Source organism: Sphingobium sp. JAI105, assembly GCF_015752145.1.
In the GTDB taxonomy this organism is placed as follows: domain Bacteria; phylum Pseudomonadota; class Alphaproteobacteria; order Sphingomonadales; family Sphingomonadaceae; genus Sphingobium; species Sphingobium xenophagum.
This window is the reverse complement of record NZ_JADOUC010000001.1, coordinates 1,750,023-1,773,940: the sequence shown is the minus strand read 5'-3', so window position 1 is coordinate 1,773,940 and position 23,918 is coordinate 1,750,023. Positions and strand designations below refer to the sequence as shown.

General features: G+C 64.0%; 23 protein-coding genes. 12 read left to right on the top strand and 11 right to left on the bottom strand.

Going from position 1 to position 23,918, the window contains the following annotated elements:
• Positions 1-10: 10 nt before the first annotated feature.
• Together gltX and IWY39_RS08480 are read right to left on the bottom strand one after the other, a co-directional pair.
• The gene (gene gltX, locus IWY39_RS08485) at positions 11-1,339 is read right to left on the bottom strand and encodes a glutamate--tRNA ligase (RefSeq protein ID WP_107124352.1); all 1,329 of its coding nucleotides are present in this window, start codon (positions 1,337-1,339) and stop codon (positions 11-13) included.
• 39 nt (positions 1,340-1,378) lie between these two features.
• Complete coding sequence (locus IWY39_RS08480) at positions 1,379-3,040, bottom strand: NAD+ synthase (protein WP_107124353.1); 1,662 nt, start codon at positions 3,038-3,040, stop codon at positions 1,379-1,381.
• Between the two features lie 134 nt (positions 3,041-3,174).
• Between IWY39_RS08480 and IWY39_RS08475 the strand changes: the two genes are divergently transcribed.
• Positions 3,175-4,110: a ribose-phosphate pyrophosphokinase gene (locus IWY39_RS08475; protein WP_006952279.1), complete on the top strand. Its 936-nt coding sequence runs from the start codon at positions 3,175-3,177 to the stop codon at positions 4,108-4,110.
• 5 nt (positions 4,111-4,115) lie between these two features.
• Here IWY39_RS08475 and IWY39_RS08470 read toward each other — a convergent pair whose 3' ends face one another.
• Positions 4,116-4,352, bottom strand: coding sequence for a hypothetical protein (locus IWY39_RS08470; RefSeq protein ID WP_017184252.1), 237 nt, complete (start codon positions 4,350-4,352; stop codon positions 4,116-4,118).
• Between the two features lie 55 nt (positions 4,353-4,407).
• Positions 4,408-4,830 (bottom strand): VOC family protein, encoded by a 423-nt coding sequence (locus IWY39_RS08465; protein ID WP_107124354.1) that lies wholly within the window; start codon positions 4,828-4,830, stop codon positions 4,408-4,410.
• Between the two features lie 65 nt (positions 4,831-4,895).
• Between IWY39_RS08465 and IWY39_RS08460 the strand changes: the two genes are divergently transcribed.
• The 7 genes from IWY39_RS08460 to pheT all read left to right on the top strand — a co-directional run bounded on the left by IWY39_RS08460 (position 4,896) and on the right by pheT (position 11,200).
• Complete coding sequence (locus IWY39_RS08460) at positions 4,896-5,705, top strand: inositol monophosphatase family protein (protein WP_107124355.1); 810 nt, start codon at positions 4,896-4,898, stop codon at positions 5,703-5,705.
• Positions 5,706-5,835: 130 nt separating this feature from the next.
• Positions 5,836-6,039, top strand: coding sequence for a 50S ribosomal protein L35 (gene rpmI / locus IWY39_RS08455; protein ID WP_004208916.1), 204 nt, complete (start codon positions 5,836-5,838; stop codon positions 6,037-6,039).
• Between the two features lie 13 nt (positions 6,040-6,052).
• Positions 6,053-6,415, top strand: a complete 363-nt coding sequence (rplT, locus tag IWY39_RS08450; protein ID WP_017184255.1) for a 50S ribosomal protein L20 — start codon at positions 6,053-6,055, stop codon at positions 6,413-6,415.
• 215 nt (positions 6,416-6,630) lie between these two features.
• A complete protein-coding gene (locus IWY39_RS08445; protein ID WP_107124357.1) occupies positions 6,631-7,245 on the top strand; it encodes a LysE family translocator in 615 nt (204 codons plus the stop codon).
• 58 nt (positions 7,246-7,303) lie between these two features.
• The gene (locus IWY39_RS08440) at positions 7,304-7,630 is read left to right on the top strand and encodes a GIY-YIG nuclease family protein (protein ID WP_019052278.1); all 327 of its coding nucleotides are present in this window, start codon (positions 7,304-7,306) and stop codon (positions 7,628-7,630) included.
• 64 nt (positions 7,631-7,694) lie between these two features.
• Positions 7,695-8,786 (top strand): phenylalanine--tRNA ligase subunit alpha, encoded by a 1,092-nt coding sequence (gene pheS, locus IWY39_RS08435; RefSeq protein WP_019052279.1) that lies wholly within the window; start codon positions 7,695-7,697, stop codon positions 8,784-8,786.
• Positions 8,783-11,200 (top strand): phenylalanine--tRNA ligase subunit beta, encoded by a 2,418-nt coding sequence (gene pheT, locus IWY39_RS08430; RefSeq protein ID WP_107124358.1) that lies wholly within the window; start codon positions 8,783-8,785, stop codon positions 11,198-11,200. Before pheS ends, pheT begins: the two co-directional genes overlap by 4 nt.
• 18 nt (positions 11,201-11,218) lie before the next feature.
• Here the strand turns inward: pheT and IWY39_RS08425 are convergent, their stop codons facing one another.
• Both IWY39_RS08425 and IWY39_RS08420 read right to left on the bottom strand, forming a co-directional pair.
• Positions 11,219-12,118, bottom strand: a complete 900-nt coding sequence (locus tag IWY39_RS08425; protein WP_107124359.1) for a DMT family transporter — start codon at positions 12,116-12,118, stop codon at positions 11,219-11,221.
• Entirely contained in the window at positions 12,111-13,130 is a 1,020-nt protein-coding gene (locus IWY39_RS08420; protein ID WP_107124360.1) for a threonine aldolase family protein, read from the bottom strand. The genes IWY39_RS08425 and IWY39_RS08420 overlap by 8 nt, the downstream gene beginning before the upstream one ends.
• Positions 13,131-13,268: 138 nt before the next feature.
• Here IWY39_RS08420 and IWY39_RS08415 point away from each other — a divergent pair, with 138 nt between their 5' ends.
• Both IWY39_RS08415 and IWY39_RS08410 read left to right on the top strand, forming a co-directional pair.
• Positions 13,269-14,360 (top strand): branched-chain amino acid aminotransferase, encoded by a 1,092-nt coding sequence (locus tag IWY39_RS08415; protein WP_107124361.1) that lies wholly within the window; start codon positions 13,269-13,271, stop codon positions 14,358-14,360.
• Between the two features lie 96 nt (positions 14,361-14,456).
• Entirely contained in the window at positions 14,457-15,665 is a 1,209-nt protein-coding gene (locus IWY39_RS08410; RefSeq protein ID WP_107124362.1) for an FAD-dependent monooxygenase, read from the top strand.
• 72 nt (positions 15,666-15,737) lie between these two features.
• Here the strand turns inward: IWY39_RS08410 and IWY39_RS08405 are convergent, their stop codons facing one another.
• Both IWY39_RS08405 and acs read right to left on the bottom strand, forming a co-directional pair.
• The gene (locus tag IWY39_RS08405; protein ID WP_107124363.1) at positions 15,738-16,250 is read right to left on the bottom strand and encodes a cytochrome b; all 513 of its coding nucleotides are present in this window, start codon (positions 16,248-16,250) and stop codon (positions 15,738-15,740) included.
• 22 nt (positions 16,251-16,272) lie between these two features.
• Complete coding sequence (gene acs, locus IWY39_RS08400) at positions 16,273-18,216, bottom strand: acetate--CoA ligase (protein WP_107124364.1); 1,944 nt, start codon at positions 18,214-18,216, stop codon at positions 16,273-16,275.
• 185 nt (positions 18,217-18,401) lie between these two features.
• Here acs and IWY39_RS08395 point away from each other — a divergent pair, with 185 nt between their 5' ends.
• Positions 18,402-19,073: a glutathione S-transferase family protein gene (locus IWY39_RS08395; protein WP_017184265.1), complete on the top strand. Its 672-nt coding sequence runs from the start codon at positions 18,402-18,404 to the stop codon at positions 19,071-19,073.
• Positions 19,074-19,096: 23 nt separating this feature from the next.
• Here IWY39_RS08395 and IWY39_RS08390 read toward each other — a convergent pair whose 3' ends face one another.
• From IWY39_RS08390 to IWY39_RS08380, 3 genes are all read right to left on the bottom strand, one after another.
• Positions 19,097-20,257 carry a GGDEF domain-containing protein gene (locus IWY39_RS08390; RefSeq protein ID WP_107124365.1) on the bottom strand — a complete coding sequence of 387 codons (1,161 nt, stop codon included), beginning with the start codon at positions 20,255-20,257 and terminating at the stop codon, positions 19,097-19,099.
• A gap of 69 nt (positions 20,258-20,326) precedes the next feature.
• Positions 20,327-21,205 (bottom strand): LysR substrate-binding domain-containing protein, encoded by an 879-nt coding sequence (locus IWY39_RS08385; RefSeq protein ID WP_017184267.1) that lies wholly within the window; start codon positions 21,203-21,205, stop codon positions 20,327-20,329.
• 9 nt (positions 21,206-21,214) lie between these two features.
• Positions 21,215-21,388, bottom strand: a complete 174-nt coding sequence (locus IWY39_RS08380; RefSeq protein WP_165418778.1) for a hypothetical protein — start codon at positions 21,386-21,388, stop codon at positions 21,215-21,217.
• Positions 21,389-21,538: 150 nt separating this feature from the next.
• On the opposite strand from IWY39_RS08380, the gene IWY39_RS08375 reads away from it, so the two are divergent.
• A complete protein-coding gene (locus IWY39_RS08375; protein ID WP_107124366.1) occupies positions 21,539-23,824 on the top strand; it encodes a CDC48 family AAA ATPase in 2,286 nt (761 codons plus the stop codon).
• Positions 23,825-23,918 lie beyond the last annotated feature (94 nt).

The window sequence follows — 23,918 nt, the reverse complement described above, 5'->3', positions numbered from 1 at the left end:
CGGATCGCCTTTAGGTCCGCAGCCGGGCCAGGGCCTCGTCCCGCCCGATCAACGGCAGCAATTGTCCCATGTCCGGCCCGTGATCCAGTCCGGTCAGCGCACGACGCAGCGGCAGGAACAGCGCCTTCCCCTTGCGACCGCTTTCCTCCTTCAGCGCATGGGTCAGCGTGCGCCAGATGTCGGCGTCGAAGGGGGCGTCCGTCAGGATGGCGTGGGCGCGGGTCAGGAAGTCGCGGTCCTCCGCATCCGGCGCGGGTGCGTCCACGGGGCCGGTGACGATCCGCCACCAGTCGGCGGCACCCGCAACCGTCTCCAGATTGGGACGGATGGCGTCCCATGCCTGGCCATCCATGCCATCGGGCAGACGGGTGGCAACCGCGTCATAGGGCAACAGATGAACGATCTTCTGGTTGAGGGTGGCGAGTTCGCCTTCATCGAAGCGGGCGGGGGCGCGGCCAAAATGGGCAAAGTCGAAACTGTCGATCAGCGGCTGCATGTCCGCGAACGGCTCGATGGGTTGCGAACTGCCCAGTCGCGCCAGCAGCGAGGCGATGGCGGCAGGCTCCAGCCCGATTTCGCGGAAATGGGCGACGCCGAGCGAACCCAGCCGCTTGGACAGCTTGCCCTCGCTTCCCGTCAGCAACGCTTCATGGGCAAAGGCCGGGAGCGGCGCGCCCAAGGCCGTGAACATCTGGATCTGGGTCGCGGTGTTGGACACATGATCCTCCCCGCGCAGGACGTGGGTGACGCCCATGTCAATGTCGTCGATCACTGACGGGAGCATATAGAGCCAACTGCCATCGGCGCGGCGAATGACCGGATCGGACAATGTTTTGGGGTCGAAACGCTGCTCGCCGCGGATGAGGTCGGTCCAGACGATGGGCTGGCCATGGTCCAGCTTGAAACGCCAGTGAGGCGCGCGCCCTTCGGCTTCATAGGCGGCGATCTGATCCGGCGTCAGCGTCAGCGCGGCGCGATCATAGACCGGCGGCAGGCCGCGCCCCAGCAGGATTTTGCGCCGAAGCTCCAGTTCCTGTTGCGTCTCATAGGCGGGATAGACATGGCCCGACGCCCTGAGCGCCTCGAACCGCGCTTCATAGAGGGTGAAACGGTCGGACTGCTTCGCTTCGGCGTCCCAGCGGAGCCCCAGCCATTGCAAGTCGGCGCGGATGGCGTCGGCATATTCGGTGCGTGAGCGTTCGAGGTCGGTATCGTCGAGCCGCAGGAGAAATTGCCCGCCGCTTTTTTGCGCCCACAGCCAGTTATGCAGCGCGGCGCGGATATTGCCGACATGAAGGTGGCCGGTGGGCGAGGGGGCGAAGCGGGTGATGACGGTCATGTTTATCACTCATTCCCCGTTCGGTTCGAACGGAGGTTGTTAAAGGGTGCGAAATGCGTTGGTGATCGGATAGCGCCGGTCGCGGCCGAAATTGCGGCTGCCCAGTTTGACGCCGGGCGGGGACTGGCGGCGTTTATATTCCGCGACATAAAGCAACCGTTCGATCCTCGCGACCGTATCGCGATCGAAACCGCGCGCGACCAGTTGCTCCACCGACAATTCTTCCTCCACCAGGCCATAGAGGATCGGGTCCAGCACCTCATAGGGGGGCAGGCTGTCATCGTCGCGCTGGTCGGGGCGCAGTTCGGCGCTTGGCGGCTTGGTGATGACCCTTTCGGGCATGACCGGGCCGGCGGGGCCAAAGCCTTCGCCCAGCGTCGGGACATTGTCGTTGCGCCAGCGGCAGAGGTCGAACACCGTGGTCTTATAGGCGTCCTTCAACACCGAATAGCCGCCCGCCATGTCGCCATAAATGGTGGCGTAGCCGACCGACATCTCGCTCTTGTTGCCGGTGGTCAGCAGCATGTGGCCGAATTTGTTGGACAGCGCCATCAGCGTCACGCCCCGGATACGCGACTGGATATTTTCCTCTGTCAGGTCGCGCTGCCGACCAGCAAACACCTCGCCCAGCATCGTGTCGAACGCGCCGACTGCCGGTTCGATGGGAATGGTGTCGTAACGCACGCCCAGAAGCCGCGCGCATTCGACGGCATCGTCCAGGCTGTCCTGACTGGTGAAGCGCGACGGCATCATCACGCACCAGACGCGATCGGCCCCCAGCGCATCGACCGCGACCGCGGCGGAGAGCGCCGAATCGATCCCGCCCGACAGGCCCAGCACCACGCCGGGAAAGCGATTGCGGTTCACATAGTCGCGCAGGCCCAGCACCATCGCATTATAAATGTCGGCGGGACGCTCATCCAGAACATGGACCTCGCCGGGCAGGCAGACCCACTGGCCGTCCCATTTTTCCCAATGGGTCAGCACCAGCGCCTCTTCCCAGTCGGGCATTTGCTGGGCGATGCCGAAATCGGCGTTCATCACGAAGGACGCGCCGTCGAACACCAGTTCGTCCTGCCCGCCGACGCGGTTGAGATAGGCCAGCGGCAGGCCGGTTTCGCGCACCCGCGCGCCCGCCACCATGGTTTGGCGGCGGTCATCCTTGTCCACCTCATAGGGGCTGCCATTGGGGCTGATCAAAATCTCCGCCCCTTCCGCTTTCAGATGCGCGGTGACGAAGGGGAACCAGATATCCTCGCAGATCGGCACGCCGATCTTCACTCCGCGAAAGGCGATCGGCGCGGGCAGCGGGCCGGGGGCGAACAGGCGCTTTTCGTCGAACGTGCCATAATTGGGCAGTTCGCGCTTCTGCCGGATCTGCGTGACTGCGCCGCCTTCCAGCAACGCGACGACGTTGAACAGGACGCCCTGGGCGGCAACCACAGTGCCGACCAGCATCGCCGGGCCGCCATCCGCCGTCGCCTGCGCCAGCCGGTCCAGCTCCTGATTCGCGCGCTCGACCAAAGCGGGTTTCAGCACCAGATCTTCGGGCGGATAGCCGATCAGCTGCAATTCGGGATAGACGATCAGGTCCGCGCCCACGGCCCTGTCCCGCCACGCCAGCATCGCGTCGGCATTGGCGGCAAGGTCGCCCACCGATTGGGTCATCTGGGCAAGGGCGATCACGAGTTTGTCGGTCATGGACGGGCCGTTAGAGCATTTTGCCGCCACGCGCAAAAGCGCCTTTCCAGCAGGAACGGACGCGGCTAAAGGGGCGGCGTTTTCACGCAGCGTCATCAATTCGTCACGCCGCCAAATAGCAGGGGAACTTGGCCATGAAGCTCATGACCGGCAATTCCAACAAGCCGCTCGCGGCCGCCATCGCCGATTATATCGAAATTCCCCTGACCGACGCCAGCGTCCGCCGCTTCGCCGATGAGGAAGTGTTCGTGGAAATCCACGAAAATGTCCGGGGTGAGGATGTGTTCGTGATCCAGTCCACCAGCTATCCGACCAACGATAATCTGATGGAATTGCTGATCATGATCGATGCGCTCAAGCGCGCATCGGCCAAGCGTATCACCGCGGTCGTCCCCTATTTCGGCTATGCCCGGCAGGACCGCAAGCCCGGCCCGCGCACGCCCATCAGCGCCAAGCTGGTTGCCAACCTCATTACCAAGGCAGGTGCCGACCGCGTCCTGTCGGTCGATCTGCACGCGGGACAGATCCAGGGTTTCTTCGATATTCCGACCGATAACCTGTTCGGCGCGCCGGTCATGTCGGCGGACATTCAGGCGCGCTTTGGCGATCGCAACATCATGGTCGTGTCGCCCGACGTCGGCGGCGTGGTGCGCGCGCGGGCGCTGGCCAAGCGGCTCGACAACGCTCCGCTCGCCATCGTCGACAAGCGCCGCGAGCGCGCGGGCGAATCGGAAGTCATGAACATCATCGGCGATGTGTCGGGCCGTTTCTGCGTGCTGATCGACGACATCGTCGATTCGGCGGGGACGCTGTGCAACGCTGCGAGCGCATTGAAGGCCGCCGGGGCAGAGGAAGTCGTTGCCTATGTCAGCCATGGCGTGCTGTCGGGCGGCGCGGTCGCGCGGGTCGAGGCGTCGGACCTGCTGGAACTGGTGATCACCGATTCGATCCAGGGGACGGACGCGGTCAACAATGCCGCCCATATCCGCCACCTGCCGATCGCCCCGTTGCTGGGCGAGGCGATCAAGCGGATTGCGGATGAAAGTTCGGTGTCCAGCCTGTTCGATTGAGCGGTCTAACCCGCTGGCAGCAGCACCAGCGGCAAGGACAGGATCATGATCAGCGCGGCCACGACGCGCTGGCCGCGTGATATGCCGAGCGGCTTGCCCTGCCAGATCATGGGGCAAGCCAGCACTGCGAGCGCGATCAGCAGGTTGGACAGGGTGGCCGCGCCGCCGACCGGCATGTCCTGCCGCAGCGCAAGCCCTGCGAACAGGCCGACAAAACTCAAAAACCAGCCGATCAGCGCCATGCGCCCGCTCCCGTCATCCAGTCCCCAAGACTAGCGCGACGAGGTTGCCGAAGGCTTAAGCGGCCCAGGGATCGTAGCTGCCGAAGCTCCAGACATTGCCTTCCGGGTCGAGCGCGCTGTATCCGCGCCCCGGATAACCGTCATTATCGTGCGGCTCATCGACCACCACGGCGCCTTCGTTGCGGGCATGAAGGGAATGGGCATCGACATCGGGCACCACGACATAGACGCACCCCGTCACCCCGCCCAGGTCGCGCGCGGTGGACCATGTGTAGAGCGATTCGGCGGCCATGTCCTGCACACTGCCCAGCATCACCATGCCGTCATTCAGCACCAGTTGGGCATGGTGGATGATGCGGGGGTCGGCATCATCGGCATAGACGGCGTGGCGCACGAAACCGAAGGCTTCGCACAGAAAGTCGATAGCGGCGGGGGCATCGGCGTAGCGCAGGCATGGGATAACGGGCGAACCGGGCATTTTTCCCTCCTTCTCCATAGATCCGCAGTCTAGCGCAACGGCCGCGCAGCCGCTAGGCGAAGGGCATGACCACCCGTGATGATCTGGCCTTGGCCAACCACCTTGCCGACGCCGCCGGCGCGGCGATCCGCCCCTTTTTCCGCGCCCGCTACGACATGGAATATAAGGCGGACAAATCGCCGGTGACGCAGGCCGATCGCGCAGCAGAGGCGGCGATTCGAGCGATTTTGGAGAAGGAGCGTCCGGGCGACGGCATCATTGGCGAGGAATATGGATCGGTGCGGGAAGGCGCCGAGCGGGTGTGGATACTCGACCCCATCGACGGCACCCGCAGCTTCATCGCCGGGCGGCCGATCTTTGGCACGCTGATCGCGCTGACACAGGGCGGCTGGCCGACGATCGGCGTCATTGACCAGCCGATCGCCAAGGAACGCTGGGCCGGGATGGCGGGGCAGCCGACCACCTTCAATGGCCAGCCGGTTCGCACCCGCGTCTGCCGCGCACTGGAGGGAGCAGGCATTGCGACGACCAGCCCGCACCTCTTCGACGATGGCGATGTGCCCTATTATATGGCGCTGGTCGCGGCGGTTTCCGGTGGATCGCCGCGTCAGGGGCCGGTCTATGGCGGCGATTGTTATAATTACGGTCTGGTCGCGTCCGGCTTCCTCGACATCGTGATCGAATCGGGTCTGCAATCCTATGATTTTGCCGCGCTGGTGCCGGTGGTCGAGGGTGCGGGCGGGTTGATGTGCGACTGGAATGGCGAGCCGCTGACGGCGGACAGCGATGGGCGTGTTCTGGCGCTGGGCGATCCGGCCCGGCTGGAAGATGTGCTGGAAGCGATGGCTGGGGCGACAGACCACCATCATCATTGAAATTCCGCGAATCGCTTGCCTTTCCGCGCATACCCGCCTATGCGCGCCCTTCGCGATTCAGTGGGACCGCCCGGCTAACTAGGGCTGCCGGGGCTGTCTGCAATCGTCGCGCTACGCAAAGGAGACGAAAATGCCCAAGCTCAAGACCAAGAGCGGTGTGAAGAAGCGCTTCAAGTTCACCGCTTCCGGCAAGGTCAAGCACGGCGTCGCTGGCAAGCGTCACCGCCTGATCAGCCACAACGCCAAATATATTCGCCAGAACCGTGGTACTTCCGTGCTGTCCGATGCCGACGTGGCTCACGTCCGCCTCTGGGCACCCTACGGCCTGAAGTAAGGAGTAAGGGACAATGGCACGCGTAAAACGGGGTGTAACCACCCGCGCCAAGCACAAGCGGATTCTGGAACAGGCGAAGGGCTATTATGGCCGTCGCAAGAATACCATCCGCGTCGCCCGTCAGGCGGTCGAAAAGGCCGGCCAGTACGCCTACCGCGATCGCAAGGTCAAGAAGCGCAGCTTCCGTGGCCTGTGGATCCAGCGCATCAACGCGGGTGTCCGCGCTGAAGGCCTGACCTATTCGCAATTCATGCACGGCCTGAAGCTGGCCGGCGTGCAGCTGGACCGCAAGGTTCTGGCCGACATTGCGATGCACGAAGGCGAGGCGTTTAGCGCCATCATCGCCCAGGCCAAGGCTGCGCTGCCCGCAGCATAAGGCCGGTCGGTCGCAAGATCGTCAAAAGGGCGCCGGGGCAGATGCTTCCGGCGCCCTTTTTGTTTGTTGCCACTCACTACCTACCCGTTCGCCCTGAGCGAAGTCGAAGGGCACCACCGAACGGAGTGAGGTGCCTTCGCTACGCTCAGGCGGGGGCTTCGACAGGCTCAGCCCGAACGGATTTGGGGTTGGCCGGACATCAAAAGGACCAACCGATGTCGCTGCATCTCTGGTGGCTATATGTGACTGCCGTGTTCCTGATCTCCGCCACGCCGGGGCCGAACATGCTGCATGTGATGACGCAGAGCATCGCCCATGGCCCGCGCCGTGCGCTGGCGACCATGGCGGGTCTGATGAGTGCGGTGCTGCTGTGCCTGATCGCGTCAGCGCTGGGACTTGGGGCGTTGCTCAAGGCTTCGCCGCGCCTGTTCGACGTGCTGCGCTATGCCGGGGTCGCCTATCTGGTCTGGCTGGGGATCAAGGCATGGCGCGCGCCAGTCGGCCTTGCCGCCGCCGCCGCGCCCGCGCGGTCCCATCATGCGCTTTATGCGACCGGGCTTTTGACCGGATTGTCCAATCCCAAGCTGATCATCTTTGCGGCGGCCCTGTTTCCGCAGTTCATCGACACAGACCGTCCGTTCGGGGTGCAGCTGGCGATCCTGGTGGTCAGTTTCGTGGTGATCGAAAGCTTCTGGTACAGCATTTACGCGCTCGGCGGGGTCAAGCTGGCCCGCTGGCTGGAGCCGGTGAACCGCCAGCGCCTGTTCAACCGGGCGAGCGGCGTGATGTTCGTTGGCTTTGGCGGCGCATTGCTGGGCGCGCGGGCGTAAGCCCTTCTGTATCCAGCGTCATCCCCGCGAATGCGGGGACCCATCTCCGGCGGTGTGAATGAAGCGCGAGATCAGCCCATCGGTGTATATTCTGGCGAGCCGCAGGAACGGCACATTATATACCGGCGTGACGGTCGACCTTGTAAAGCGTCTCTATGAGCATCGAAACGGCTTGATCGACGGCTTCACCAAAGACTACGGCGTGAAACGTCTTGTTTGGTTCGAGCCGCATGACCGTTTGGAAAGTGCCATCCTACGTGAAAAGCGGATCAAGAAATGGAACAGGCAATGGAAGATCGGGCTGATAGAAGCGGAAAATCCCGATTGGGATGATCTGGCATTGGGCTTTGGCTTTGAGCCATTGCCCTCCCTACGCAGCGACTGACCGAAAGGTCGGGAGATGGGTTCCCGCTTTCGCGGGAATGACGAGATGGTGGTGACGAAGATTTATGACAGACATTAGCGCATTGAAAGCCGGGCTGATCGCCGACATTGATGCTGCAGACACGCTGGACGCGGTGGAAGCGCTCCGCGTCGGCGCGCTGGGCAAGAACGGGGTCGTTACTGGGCTGCTCAAGACGCTGGGGGCCATGTCGCCGGACGAGCGGCTGGAAAAGGGGCCGCCGATCCAGGATCTGCGCGAATCCGTGACCGCCGCGATCGTCGCGAAGAAGGCGGCGCTGGAGCAGGCGGCGCTGGATGCGCGTCTGGCGTCGGAAAAGATCGACATGACGCTGCCCGCCGATGTGGGGCCGCAAGGGTCGGTGCATCCGGTTTCGCAGGTGATGGACGAACTGGCGGAAATCTTCGCGGACCTGGGCTTTTCGGTCGCGACCGGGCCGGAGATCGAGGACGACTGGCATAATTTCACCGCGCTTAACATTCCTGAGACGCATCCGGCGCGTGCGATGCACGACACTTTCTACTTCCCCGACGAGGAAGGCCAGAAGCGGATGCTGCTGCGCACCCATACATCGCCGGTGCAGATTCGCACGATGATGACGCAGGAGCCGCCGATCCGCATCATCGCGCCCGGCCGCGTCTATCGCAGCGACAGCGATGCCACTCACACGCCGATGTTCCACCAGATCGAGGGGCTGGTGATCGACAAGGGGATTACGCTCGGCCATCTCAAATGGACGCTGGAGACCTTCCTGAAGGCCTTTTTCGAGCGCGAGGATATCGTGCTGCGGCTGCGCCCCAGCTATTTCCCCTTCACCGAACCCTCTGTCGAGGTCGATGTCGGCTATACGCTGGTGAACGGCCAGCGCGTGATTGGCGGCGACGGCGATGCAGCCGATGGCGGCTGGCTGGAGGTGCTGGGCAGCGGCATGGTGAACCGTCGCGTGATCGAGGCATGCGGACTGGACCCTGACGAGTGGCAGGGCTTTGCCTTTGGCACCGGGGTCGATCGCCTCGCCATGCTCAAATATGGGATGAACGACTTGCGTGCCTTCTTCGACGGCGACCTGCGCTGGCTCAAACATTATGGTTTTTCGGCGCTGGACGTACCCACGCTGAGCGGAGGAGTGGGCGCATGAAGTTCACGCTGAGCTGGCTCAAGACGCATCTCAAGACCGATGCCGACCTGGCCACCATTCTCAAGACGCTCAACGCCATCGGGCTGGAGGTCGACGGTGTCGAAAATCCGGCAGAAAAGCTGGGTGGCTTCAAGATCGCGAAGGTCTTGACTGCCGATCGTCACCCGCAGGCCGATAAATTGCAGGTTCTGACCGTCGATCATGGCGATGGCGCACCCCTTCAGGTCGTGTGCGGCGCGCCCAATGCGCGCGCGGGTCTTGTCGGCGTGTTCGGGATCGAGGGTGCTGTCGTTCCCGCCAATGGCATGGTGCTGAAAAAGACCGCGATCCGGGGCGTCGAATCCAACGGCATGATGTGTTCGACCCGCGAACTGGAGCTGGGTGACGATCATGACGGCATCATCGAACTGGATGCAGCCGCGCCGGTCGGGCAGCTCTATGCCGACTGGGCGGGCCTCAATGATCCGGTCATCGACGTGTCGATCACGCCCAACCGGCAGGATTGCATGGGCGTGCGCGGCATCGCGCGCGATCTGGCGGCGGCTGGGCTGGGTACGCTGAACGCCATCATCGTGCCGGATATTGCGGGCGTGGGGCCGGGTCCGGACGTGCGGACCGAGGATATGGAAGGCTGTCCGGCCTTTTTCGCGCGCACCGTTCGCGGCGTCACCAACGGCCAGTCGCCCGAATGGATGGCCAAGCGCCTGAAGGCGATCGGGCAGAAGCCGATCAGCACCCTGGTCGACATCACCAACTATATCATGATCGACCTGGGCCGACCGCTGCATGTCTATGATATGGCAAGCCTGAAAGGCGGCCTGGTCGCGCGCAAGGGCAAGGCGGGCGAACAGGTGCTGGCGCTCAACGGCAAGACCTACACCGTCGATGAGACGATGACCGTCATCGCAGACGATGAAGCTGTCCATGACATTGGCGGCATCATGGGCGGCGAACATTCGGGCGCGCAGGACGGCACGACCGACGTGCTGATCGAATGCGCCTATTTCACGCCCGAACGGATCGCGATGACGGGCCAGAAGCTCAGCCTGACATCGGACGCGCGCGGGCGGTTCGAGCGCGGCGTCGATCCGGCCTTTCTGGACGATGGCCTGTCGATCGCGACCAGCCTTGTGACGCATCTGTGCGGTGGTACGCCCAGCGAGGCGACTCATGCGGGCGCGCCGCCCGTGACGCCCAAGCTTGTGGATTACCGGCCCGACCAGTGCCTGACGCTGGCGGGCGTCTATGTGGCGGCGGACGAACAGAAGCGCATCCTCGAAAGCCTGGGCTTTGTCGTAAGCGGGCAGGACAATCGCACCGATTATGAGGATGGCGTGCCGGTGACCGTGCCGGGCATCTGGTCGATCACAGTGCCGAGCTGGCGCCGCGACATCGATGGCTGGCCCGACATTGTCGAGGAAGTAGTGCGGATCGTCGGGCTGGAGCATGTGCCATCCACCCCGTTGCCGCGCATGCCGGGCGTCGCCCGCCCGACCGCGACGGCGGAGCAGCTGGTCGAGCGCCGCGTACGCCGCACGGCGGCGGCGCGTGGCCTTGCCGAGGCGATCAACTGGTCCTTCCTGTCGGAAAAGGAAGCCGCTTCCGTGGGCGGGGGGCAGTGGACGCTGGCCAATCCGATCTCGGAAGATTTGAAGGTCATGCGCCCTTCGCTGCTGCCGGGCCTGCTGTCGGCCAGTCGCCGCAACATGGATCGCGGCGCGACGTCGGTGCGGTTGTTCGAGCTGGGACGGCGCTATTTCAAACAGGGTGAGCGCGCGACCGTTGGCTTCGTGCTGGCGGGCGAGAAGCAACCGAGCAGCTGGCAGGATGGCAAGGCCCAGCCCTTCACCGCCTATGACGCCAAGGCGGACGTCATGGCGCTGCTGGCTGCGGCGGGTGCGCCGGTCGCCAACCTCCAGAATTTCGGCGAGGCGTCTGCCGCCTATCATCCCGGTCAGTCAGGCACGCTGCGGCTTGGGCCCAAGGTGGTGCTGGCCGAATATGGCGTGTTGCATCCCGGCCTTGCCAAGCAATTCGGGTTGAGCGGCACGGTGGTCGCGGGTGAAATCTTCCTCGATGCGATACCGGGCAAGCGCAAGTCGGGCTTCATGCGCGCGCCCTATGCGCCACCCGCCTTGCAGGCGGTGAAGCGCGACTTCGCCTTTGTCGTGGCTGACTCGGTCGAGGCCGATGCGCTGGTTCGCGCCGTCAAGGGCGCGGACAAGAAGGCGATTGTCGACGCGCGCCTGTTCGACGTCTTTACCGGGCCGGGGGTCGACGAAGGCAGCAAGTCGCTCGCCATCGAAGTCACGCTCCAGCCGGGCGAGAAGAGCTTTACCCAGGAGGAGCTGGACGCGATCAGCGCGGCCATCGTCAAGGCGGCGCAGAAGCTGGGCGGAGTGCTGCGCGGATAGGATGGAGCGAGGGCGGGTTCAGCCCGCCTTCGCCCGCAGCGCGATCGCCATGCCAGCCACCGCCAGCATGGCGCCGCCAGCAGCCAGTCCCGTCCAGCGATAGCCCTCCAGCAGGGTGGAGATCAGCATCGCGATCACCGGGATGAGGACGCTTGTATATGCCGCGCGCCCCGCGCCCATGCGCTGGATCAGGCGGAAATAGAGCGGGAAGGTAATGACCGACCCGACCAGGCCCAGCCAGGCAACGCCCAGCCAATAGCCCGTACGCCATTCGGCCACCGGCGGGCCGACCGTGGCAAGCGCATAGGCGGCGTCCACCGCCGCGCCGATCAGCATTGCCCAGGCCAGCACCGCGATCATCGGCAGGCGGCGGGCAATATCCATCCCCTGCATGACATTGGCGGCAGAAGCGCTGAGCAACCCGGCGAGTGCAAAGCCGACCCCCGCCAGCACGTCGCCCGGCGCTATGTCGGCGGCGTGATATTCATGGGTCAGCATCAGGATGATGCCGGTCGTCGCCACCACCGACCCGGCAATGAAGGCGCGACTGACGGGCTGACGGAAAATCAGGAAGGCCAGGATGGAGTTGGGGATGAGCAGCATGGCGTAGATCACCGCGACGACGCCCGAAGTCAGGGTAAGTTCGGCGCGATAGACGAAGTTGAAATTGAGGACGAACTGCGCCGTGCCCAACAAAGCGGCAAAGGCCAGCCCCGCGCCGCCAATCCGCAAGGACACGCCGCGCATCCGGCAAAAAATGGCCATGGCGACCCCCGCCAGCGCGAAGCGGTAGCAGACCGACCAGCTGGGCGGCACGCTGCCAATCTGGTCGCGAATGACGATCCAGGTCGAACTCCAGATCAGCGTGACGAGCGCGAAGGGGACGAGTATGCCGCCTTTCGCAGTCGGTTCAGCCATGGTCGAGTGTCCGCAACGCGGCGGCGAGCGGCGCGACGCTGGCGGCGTCCTGCGACCAGTTGGTGACCAGCCGCGCGGCCCCTTCGCCCCAGTCGTAAAAGTCGAAACCCTGCGCCCGCAGCGCCGCTGCATCGGCGGCGGTGAGGCGGATGAACAGTTCATTCGCTTCGACGCGGTGGAGCAGGCGGGCGGGCACGGCCTGCGCCAGTGCCTGCGCCGCGGCATTGGCGGCACGGGCGTTGGCCAGCCACAGGTCGCCTTCGACCATCGCCAAAATCTGCGCGGCAAGATAGCGGCCCTTGGAGAATAGATGCCCCGACCGCTTGCGCCAGCGAGCGGCCTCGGCGGCGCGGGCATCTGCCTGCGGGCCGAAAAAGAGCAATGCCTCGCCGATCATCCCGCCATTCTTGACGCAGCCAAAGCTGAGCGCGTCGACGCCGGCGCGCCATGTCAGATCGGCGGGCGCGCAGCCCAGATGCGCCACCACATTGGCAAAACGCGCGCCATCCATATGGAAGCCCAGGCCGTGGGTGCGCGCGATGTCGCCCAGCGCTGCGACCTCGTCGGGCGTGTAGGCGCGGCCATATTCAGTGGCGTTGGTGATGCTGATCGCGCGGGCTGGCACCTGATGTACGTCCGGGCGGATCGCCGCCAGCCGCGCGCTGACCATGTCGGGATGAAGTTTCGCACCCTCGCCGGGCAACGTCATGAGGCTCGCGCCATGGGTGAAGAATCCGGGCGCGCCGCATTCGTCGACGACGATATGTGCTTCCTCATGGCAGATCACGCCGCCATAGGGCGGGCAGAGCGTCGCCAGCGCGATACTGTTGGCGGCCGTGCCGGTCGCGATCCACAGCGCCCGGACGCGCGTGTCGAACAGGGCCGAGAAAGCGTCATCCAGCCGGGCGCTCCACTGGTCGCCATCATAGCCATGATCGGCCAGATCGGCAGCGGCTATCGCCGCCATCACCTGCGGGCATAGCGGGGTCGCATTGTCGGAAAAAAAGTGCATGGCCAAGCGATAGCGGGCGGACAGGGGAGCGCCAAGAGGCCAGCATGGCAATACTGGCCTGATGGGTCAGTATAGTTGACGTTGTTTCGCGCGTCTATTTGTGACATAGGCTCGCCCTCCAACCCAAGGAGACAGACTATGGACGTCGAGCAGACATCCCGCTTCACCGTCACGCCAAGCCCCAGGGCTTTGTCGGCGGACGAGCGTGAGCAATTGCTGGCGGACCCCGGTTTCGGGCGTATTTTTACCGATCATATGGTGACGATCCGCTACACCGAAGGGCAGGGCTGGCACAGCCATGCCATCGGTCCGCGTGAGCCGTTCCAGATCGACCCGGCCTGTGCCGTGCTGCACTATGCGCAGGAAATCTTTGAAGGGATGAAGGCGTATCGGCTGGCGGATGGCAGCATCGCCATGTTCCGCCCGGAGGAAAACGCCCGTCGCTTTGCCGAATCGGCCGATCGCATGGCGATGCCTGCGTTGCCGCAGGAGGTTTTTCTCGAAGCGGTCGAGGCGCTGGTCAAGATCGACGCTGACTGGATTCCGGACGGCGAAGGCAGCCTCTATCTGCGCCCCTTCCTGTTCGCGAGCGAGAATTTCCTGGGCGTTCGCCCGTCCAACGACTATATTTTCTGTGTCATCGCATCGCCCGCCGGTGCCTATTTCAAGGGCGGCAAGAAGGCCGTGACCCTGTGGGTATCGGAACATTACACCCGCGCTGCGCGGGGCGGCACAGGCGCTGCCAAATGCGGCGGCAACTATGCCGCATCGCTGATCGCGCAGAAGGAAGCGATCGGCCATGGCTGCGATCAGGTCGTGTTCCTGGACGCAGCGGAACATAAGTGGGTCGAGGAACTGGGCGGCATGAACGTCTTTTTCGTCATGGATGACGGATCGATCGTCACGCCCCCGCTCGGTGGCACCATCCTGCCCGGCATCACCCGCAATTCGATCATCACCCTGGCCCGCGCCAAGGGGCATGACGTGCGCGAAGAACCCTACAGCTTTGCCCAGTGGCGCGCCGATGCGGCCAGCGGCAAGCTGCGCGAGGCTTTTGCCTGCGGCACGGCGGCGGTCGTCACGGCGATCGGCACGGTCAAGAGCGTGGATGGCGATTTCACCATCGGCAATGGCGATGGCGGCATCGTCACCGAAACCCTGCGGGCGGAACTGACCGGCATCCAGCGCGGAACGGTCGCCGATCCGGCGGGCTGGGTACGGATGGTTTGATATTTGGACGCATAGTGCTCCCGCGCTGGCGGGAGCGCTATGCTATTTGGTTCAGGTCGCTTCCCAATCGTCCCCCAAGCGCCTAGATAGCGGGTCATGGAACGCTTCGACGTCGTGATATTGGGAGGGGGCCTTGTCGGCCTGACCCTTGGCATCGCCCTTTCCGGCCATGGCGTGCGCTGTGCCGTGATCGACCCTGCCGATCCGGTGGACACGACCGCCAGCGGCTTTGACGGCCGCGTATCGGCAATCAGTTCCACCAGTTTTGCGATGCTGTCGGCGATCGGCGTCGCGCCGTTTCTGGAAGGGAAGGGTTGCCCGATCGACCGGATCTGGGTCAGCGACGGGCTGGAGCCGGGCGCGCTCGATTTCGTGCCGGATGCCGACGATGGCGTGATGGGGACGATGATCCCCAATCGCGACCTGCGCATTGCGCTGGCGCAGGCAGCGGCCGATGCCGTCCATCTCACCCGCTTCCAGCCCGACCGCGCCATCCATGTCGACCGCAACGCCAATGGCGTGACGCTGACGTTGGCGAGCGGGGCCATGATTCGGGGCGCGCTGCTGGTGGCGGCGGAGGGGCGCAACAGTCCGACGCGCGAGGCTGCGGGCATCCGCACCACGCGCTGGCAGTATAAACATACCGCCATGGTCACGGCGATCGACCATGAAGTGCCGCACGCCAACACGGCCTATGAGATTTTCTATGTCGGCGGCCCGTTCGCACTGCTGCCGATGCTGCCTGGCACGCGATCGGCGATCGTGTGGACCGTGCCCACGCAGCAGGCGCCCGCCATGCTCAAACTGTCCGAGCGCGCCTGGCTGGCCGAAGCGCAGAAGCGGATCGGCGGCTTTCTGGGCGAAATCCGTCTGGCAGGGCCGCGTTCCTCCTATCCTTTGGGCTTCCACCACGCCGCGCGCATTACCGATACGCGGTTGGCGCTGGTCGGCGACAGCGCGCACGCCATTCACCCGATTGCCGGGCAGGGGCTGAACCTGGGCTTCCGTGATGTCGCCGCGCTGGTGGAGGTGCTGGTGGAGGGCAAGAGGCTGGGGCTTGATCCGGGCGACGCGCAATTGCTGGCGCGCTACCAGCGCTGGCGGAGCCTGGATTCGCTGTCGGTCAGCGTGGCGATGGACGGGCTGGTGCGGCTGTTCGATGTGCCGGGGCGTTTGCCTGCCTTGGCGCGGCGCGCGGGACTGGCCGCGGTGCAGCGGACATCGCTGCTCAAGGGGCGCTTCATGGCAGAAGCGCGCGGTCAATCAGGCGCGCTGCCACGGTTGCTGACGGGCGAGATGGTCTAGTCGTTCGCTTTGTATGCCCTGCGCTGGTGGCAGGGCAGGATGATCAGGCCGTTCATCCAGTAATCGTAACCGTCATATCATCCGCCGCAGCACATTGTCCTTCAGCACGACATGATGGCGCAGCGCAGCGGCGACATGGACGATGATCAGCGCTGCCCAGGCAAAACCCATCACCTCATGCCCCTCACGGGACAGACCGACGATCGCGTCGCCCTTGGTCACCGCCAATTTCGGCACGTCGAACAGGAAGAACCAGTTGAGCGGCCGCGTACCCGCCGATGTCATGATCCAGCCTGTCAGCGGAACCAGGATCATGAAGGCGTAAAAGACGCCATGGGTGGCGTGCGCCGACGCCTTTTCCCAGACCGGCATCGCGCTGGGGAGCGATGGCGGGCGGTGGCCGACGCGCCAGGCCAGTCGCACCAGCGTGAGTGCCAGTACCGTGAGGCCGATCGACTTGTGAACCGGCATCACCGCCCAGTCCTTGGGCAGGGCGTCATGCCCGATGCCAAGGACCAGATTGACGATGATCAGGACCGCCAGGATCCAATGCAGGGCGCGGGCGACGGATGTATAGCGGTCCATGGCAGCTCCTTGGGCGGGCGCGTCAACCCTGCCGGTTTGCGACGAGATTGTCGACCACCGACGGATCAGCCAACGTGCTGGTATCGCCAAGCGCCTGCGCCGACACTTCGCCCTCTGCAATCTTGCGCAGGATGCGGCGCATGATCTTGCCCGACCGGGTTTTGGGCAGGCCCGGCGCGAACTGGATGGCATCCGGCGTGGCGATCGGGCCGATTTCGGAGCGGACCCATTTGATCAGCGTCTTGCGCAGATCGTCGCTTGGCTCGTCATGCGCGTTGAGCGTCACATAGGCGTAGATGCCCTGGCCCTTGATATCATGGGGGAAGCCGACGACGGCGGCTTCGGCAACGCTTTCATGCAGGACCAGCGCGCTTTCAACCTCTGCGGTGCCCATGCGGTGGCCCGATACGTTGATGACGTCGTCCACCCGGCCAGTGATCCAGTAATAGCCGTCCGCGTCCCGCCTCGCGCCATCGCCGGTCGTATATTTGCCGGGGAAGGTGGTGAAATAGGTCTGGAAAAAGCGATCATGATCGCCCCACACGGTGCGCATCTGACCCGGCCAGCTTTGCGCGATGACGAGATTGCCTTCGGTCGCGCCCTCCAGCACATGGCCTTCCGCATCGACAATCTGCGGCACCACGCCGGGCATCGGCAAGGTGGCGGAGCCGGGCTTCAGGTCGGTGGCGCCGGGCGTCGGCGCGATCATCGCCGCGCCCGTTTCCGTCTGCCACCATGTGTCGATGATCGGGCAGCGCCCTTCGCCGACAATGCTGTGATACCAGCGCCAGGCTTCCGGGTTGATCGGCTCGCCCACGGTGCCCAGCAGCCGGAGTGATTTGCGGCTGGTCGAATGGACGAATTCGTCGCCTTCCTTCATCAGCGCGCGCAGCGCCGTGGGGGCGGTGAAGATGGTCTGGACCTGATGCCGGTCGACCACTTCCCAGATGCGCGCTGGCGTCGGATAGTTGGGTACGCCTTCATATATGAGCGTGGTGGCGCCGTTAGCCAGCGGGCCATAGACGATATAGCTGTGGCCGGTGACCCAGCCGATGTCGGCCGCGCACCAGTAAATGTCGCCGGGCCGATAGTCGAAACAGAGTTCGTGCGTCAGGCTCGCCCAGAGCAGATAGCCGCCGGTCGTGTGCAGCACGCCCTTGGGCTTGCCGGTCGATCCCGACGTATAGAGGATGAACAGCGGGTCTTCGGCATTCATCGGTTCGGGCGGGCAATCGGGCGAGACGTTCGCGGCTTCCTCATGCAGCCAAAGGTCGCGACCGGGCGTCATTGTCACAGCGCCGCCGGTGGCCTGCACGACCACGACTTTCTTCACACTGGGGCAATCTTTCAGCGCGGCATCGACATTGGCCTTGAGCGGCACCGTCTTGCCCGCGCGACGACCCTCGTCAGCGGTCACGACCAGGGTGGAATCGCAATCGATGATGCGCCCGGCCAGCGCTTCGGGGGAAAAGCCGCCGAACACGACGCTGTGAACCGCGCCGATCCGGGCGCAGGCGAGCAGGGCGAAGGCGGCTTCGGGGATCATCGGCAGATAGAGGGTGATGCGGTCGCCCTTCCTGGCGCCAGCGGCTTTGAGCACATTGGCCAGGCGGCACACCTGTTCATGCACCTGTGCATAGCTGTAGCGGCGCGGCTCCGCATCGGGCGAATCGGGCTCCCAGACGATCGCGGTCTGATCGCCGCGCGTCGCCAGATGGCGGTCGATGCAGTTGGCGCTGACGTTCAGCACGCCGTCGGCGAACCATTTGACGCCAAAGTCGGCCTCGGCAAAGCTGCTTTCATTGGCGCGGGTCGGCGGCGTGATCCAGTCGAGCCGCTGCGCCCGTTCCAGCCAATAGGCGTCGGCATCGTCAATCGAGCGGGCATAATCGGCAGCGCGCGCAGCCTTGTCCATCAGCGCATTCTTGGCCCAATCTTCCGGCACCGGGAAAAAATCATCAGACATCGGGCACCCCTTCCGTAGCGAAACCGTTGTTTGGATGGCCTTCTATCGTCCTGACACGAGGATCGGAAGCGCTGTTCATGCCGTTTATCATCATCCTTTTGGTCGATATGACCGGAGCGCCAGATCGACCGTCTTTCATTTTGCCGCTTTCCCTGGCGCTCCGGCACGCCTAACAGGAATCGCCTATGTGGCTTCTCTATCAATTTCCGCTCTGCCCTTTCTCTCGCAAGGTCCGCCTGCTGCTGGGGGAGAAGGGTGTCGGCTATGATCTGGTACGCGAATCGCCCTGGGAGATGCGCGACGAATTTCTCGATCGGAACCCGGCCGGGACGACGCCGGTGCTGATTGACGAGGCCAAGGGCATCACTCTGATCGACAGCCAGGCGATCTGCGAATATTTCGAGGAAACGGTGGAGAAGTTCCCGCTCATCTCCGGCTCTGCTGCGGGCCGGGCGGAAGTGCGGCGGCTGACCGCCTTTTTCGACCAGAATTTCTATGGCGACGTGGTCGGCCCGCTGCTGCACGAGCGGATGAAGAAAAGGCTGATCGAGCGCGCCCCGCCCGACGCGCGCATCCTGCGGGAGGCCATGAAGCGGGCGAATGTCCATCTGGATTATATGGACTATCTGCTCGACCATCGCAGCTGGATGGGGGGCGGTACGCTGAGCCTGGCGGACATTGCGGCGGCGGCGCACCTGTCGGTCGCGGATTATCTGGGCGGCATCGACTGGCAGGGCCATGAGCCGGTGCGGCGCTGGTATGCAGGGTTCAAATCGCGCCCGTCCTTCCGGCCGCTTCTGTCCGAAAGGATGGAGGTGATTACGCCTCCGCCCCATTATGAAAAGCCGGATTTCTAAGGAACGCCCGACGCGCGCCCCTTTCAGTCCGTCTCCGCCGCCAGATAGACCCGGTTGCGGCCATGTTCCTTGGCCAGATAGAGCGCGCGGTCGGCGGCCTTCAGGGCGCTGCGCGGGTCTTCATAGGCCAGCACGTTGGCAACGCCGGCGGAAAAGCTGACACGTTCCATCCGTTCGCCATTGGTGCGGTTGACCAGGCTGCGGGTGGACAGATCCTCCCGCACGGCATCGACGGCCTCGCATGCTTCGGCAGCGGTCTTGCCGCGGAACAGCATGACGAACTCCTCGCCACCATGGCGGGCGACATGACAATGGTCGTTGGATACTTTGGCCAGCAGACCAGCGACGAATTTCAGCACCCGATCGCCCGTTTCATGGCCATGCGTGTCGTTGACATGCTTGAAATGATCGATGTCGCAAAAGGCGACGGAGAGCGTCTCGCCATTGTCCTGCGCCAGCTTCACTTCCTCCCGCAGCACGCCTTCAAAGGCGCGGCGGTTGGGCAGGCCGGTCAGATGATCATGTTCGGCGGCACGGCGGGCATTTTCCAGGCTGGATTTGAGCGCCTGCGTCTGCTTCTGATTTTCGCGCAGCTGGGTTTCGACCAGTCGCGTCTTTTCCACCATCGATCGGGTCAGCCCGACAAGGCGCGCAAGCACGGGTTCGGCATCACCGCCCTCGGCCAGACCCTTGGCCTGCTCCTGCAATGCGGCGCCATAATCCTTGGCCGAATTGCGCGATTCGTGCATCAGGCCGGTAAACTGGGTCAGATTTTCCTCGACCTTGTCCAGCATCGTGGCGAGCGAATCGGGTGTGACTTCATCCGGGTTCTGACTGGCCGCGACCGATTCGATCCAGCCATTGGTGATCTTGCCGCGCTCCATCAGCACTGCCTTGATCGCCTTTTCCACGCCGATATTCGCGCCGGTCAGATAATCGAGCGCCACACTGAAATTGATGGGCGTCAGGTCCAGGTCATGGGCGAACAGGAAGTCGCCAATCTCTTCATAAAGGCGGCGGCGGCGCGTCACTTCGCGGTTCGCGGCAGACCCCGCGCGGGGGCGCTGATCTTCCGCGCCACCCTCGTCGTCATCGGCCTTGCCCGACAGGCCTTTCGCCCATCGCGCCAAGCGGTCGGTCAGCCCATGTTGCGGGCTAGCGGAAGGTGAAGTTGCCCCGTTCATGAGGGCTATAACGGCGGTCGCGGATTAAGGTTAAGAGCCAGGACAGATAAAAATTTGCCCGGCTTCCCGTCAGATATCGGCGGCGATCAACCAGTCGCGGAAGATTCGCACGGCGCGGGTCTGGAGGGCGCGGGGGCGACAGACGAAATAATAGCGATAGGGGCTTTCGACGCGGATCGGAAACAGGCGGACCAGCCGGTTGTCGGCGGCTTCCTTGAAATGGCTGGCGTGCATGAAGGCGACGCCAAGCCCCTGTGCTGCCGCTTCCAGCATCAACTGTCCCGAATCATAATTGTCCGTCGCCAGCGGTTGCAGGTCGGGCAGGCCGACCGCTTCCTTCCAGGCATCGAACGCCAACGGCATGTCGCGGTGGAGCAGCACGGTATGCTGCGCCAGTTCCCCCGGCGACGTCAGCGCATGGGGCGATTCGAGCAGAGATCGCGCGCCGATGACATAGACTTCGTCATGGTCCAGTTCATGCGCATAGAGCGCTGCGTCGATATCCTTGGCCAGCACGATCGCCGCGTCCAGCCCTTCACCCAGCCGGGCGACGGCATGGGGCGTGGTTTCGATGTCGATGTGCAATTGCGGGTGCAGCGCGCGCAGCGCGCCCAGATGGGGAAACAGCCTTTGGGTTGCGAACAGGGGCATGACCGCCAGTCGCAGCCGCAACTGGTTGCCGCCGCTCTGGATATTTTCCAGCGCCTGCGCGAGGGAATCTAGGGCTGGCGCGATATCGTCCAGCAGCCTCTGCCCCTCGGCATTGATTTCCAGTGCCTGATGCTTGCGGTCGAACAGGGGGCGGCCGATGAAGCGCTCCAGCGCCTGAACGCGGCGGCTGAGCGCTGGAGTCGAGAGCGCGAGTTCTTCCGCCGCAGCCTTGACCGAGCCAAGGCGCGCAACCTGAACAAAGGCCTCCAGGGCCGTAAGGGGCGGCAATCTGCGCATCTGTCTTCACTAATCCGAAGCCGGTGCGCTGCGTCGCATCATGTCTTTTTGTCGATCGCAGCGACAGCCGGTTTCAAGCATCCTGTCCACACTCAGCAGGAAAATCTCCAAAATGGCAAGATGCATTTTCTGCAACTCCCCTTTTCTTTTCGCACTTGCAATAAATTCTGCCGCGGTGCACATAGGGGGTGCCTTTCAGGCATCCTCTCCTAAAACTTTCCGGGCTGGCCTTTGGGCCGGCCCTTTTTTTGTGCGCAGGGCTTCGCCGCCTGCCCCTTTTTCTTGGCCGCGTCGTTTCCTATTTCGTAATTGAGCGACAAGGAGGGGCCCGCAATGGCGGAAGATGACGTAACGGGTCGGCGGATTCAGGTTGCCAATGCGCGGCCCGAAGATGCCGGACGCGGGCTGGCGCGGCTGCCACTGGCGGTCATGGCGCAACTGAGCCTGGCTGAAGGCGATGTGATCGAGATCATTGGCAAGCGATCGACCGCTGCGCGGGTAGTGCGCCCCTATAAGGAAGATGAAGGGCTGGACGTGTTGCGCCTGGACGGGCTGCAACGGGCCAATGCCGGTGTCGGCTCCGGCGATTTCGTCCATATCGACAAGTTGGAGTCCCGCGTGGCCCAGCGTGTCGTGTTCGCGCCTGCACAAAATAATCTGCGGCTTCAGGGGCATCCCGAAGCGTTGAAGCGGGTTTTCTTTCAGCGTCCCCTGACCGCAGGCGATGTCGTCGCGACGGCGGGGCAGCAGCAGGTGCCACCCGGCGACATGCCGCCCCAGTTGCGGCAGATGCTGGCCGCGCCGGCTTACGCTCTGCAGGAAATCCGGCTCGTCGTCGTATCGACCATACCCAAGGGCATCGTTCATATCGACGCCGAGACCGAGGTTGAGCTGCGCCCGGAATATGAGGAACCCAAGGAAGCGCGCCGTGCTGACGTCACCTATGACGATGTGGGCGGCATGGCCGATACGATCGACCAGTTGCGCGAAATGGTCGAATTGCCGTTGCGCTATCCCGAACTGTTCCAGCGTCTGGGCGTCGATCCGCCGCGCGGGGTGATGCTCCATGGCCCGCCGGGTACGGGCAAGACCCGGCTGGCGCGCGCGGTCGCCAATGAATCGGAAGCCGAATTCTTCCTGATCAACGGGCCGGAAATCGTCGGGTCTGCCTATGGCGAATCGGAAAAGCAGCTGCGCGAGGTTTTCGAGGCGGCGTCCAAGGCTGCGCCGTCGATCCTGTTCATCGACGAGATTGATTCGATCGCGCCGAAACGGGGGCAAGTAACCGGCGAGACCGAAAAGCGGCTGGTCGCACAACTCCTGACGCTGATGGACGGGCTGGAGGCACGCACCAATCTGGTCGTGATCGCGGCGACCAATCGTCCCGAAGCGATTGACGAGGCGTTGCGGCGTCCCGGCCGGTTCGACCGGGAAATCGTCGTCGGCGTGCCCGACGAGCGTGGGCGGCGCGAGATATTGGGCATTCATACGCGCGGGATGCCGCTGGGCGACACGGTCGACCTGTCGGAACTGGCGCGCATGACCTACGGCTTCGTCGGTGCGGATCTGGCCGCGCTGACTCGCGAGGCGGCGATCGAGACGGTGCGACGGTTCATGCCGCGCCTCAATCTGGAGGACGGCACGATCCCGCCTGACGTGCTGGAGGAATTGTCGGTCACCCGCGACGATTTCATGGCTGCGATCAAGCGCGTCCAGCCATCGGCCATGCGCGAAGTGATGGTGCAGGCGCCCAATATCGGCTGGTCCGACATTGGTGGGCTGGATGACGCGCAGATGCGGCTGAAGGAAGGGGTGGAGCTGCCGCTGAAAGACCCCGATGCCTTCCGCCGCATCGGCATTCGTCCGGCCAAGGGCTTCCTTCTCTACGGCCCGCCCGGCACGGGCAAGACCCTGCTGGCCAAGGCTGTGGCGCGGGAAGCGCAGGCCAATTTCATCGCCACCAAATCGAGCGACCTTCTGTCCAAATGGTATGGCGAGAGCGAGCAGCAGATTGCCCGGCTGTTTGCCCGCGCTCGACAGGTGGCGCCGACCGTCATCTTCATTGACGAGCTGGATAGCCTGGTCCCCGCGCGCGGCAATGGCATGGGCGAACCGCAAGTGACCGAGCGGGTGGTCAATACCATCCTGGCCGAAATGGACGGGCTGGAAGAATTGCAGTCGGTGGTGGTCATCGGCGCGACCAACCGGCCCACGCTGGTCGATCCGGCGCTGCTGCGGCCGGGGCGGTTTGACGAACTCATCTATGTGCCGGTCCCCGATCGGGCGGGCCGTCAGCGCATCCTGTCGATCCATACCGGCAAGATGCCGCTGGGCGATGATGTCGATCTGGCTTCACTGGCGGCACGAACGGAACGTTTCACTGGCGCTGATCTGGAGGATCTGGCGCGACGGGCCGGCCTGTTCGCGCTGCGCCAGTCCCTGTCGGTCGACAAGGTGACGATGGCCCATTTCGAAGCGGCGCTGGAGGAGACACGCGCATCGGTGACGCCGGAAATGGAGCATGAATATGAAAAGATCCAGGCGACGCTGAAGCAGAAGGCGTTGCAGGTCGACCCGATCGGCTTCGTTTCTCCCGGCATGTTGCGAGGGGCGAGTTGAAGGGACAAGCAGGCGGCGAGGGAAACCATATGCCGCCTGCGCGTTCCTTGTCATGTAAATGCAAAGCGGCTTGCCAGTCGCACTGATATTTGCG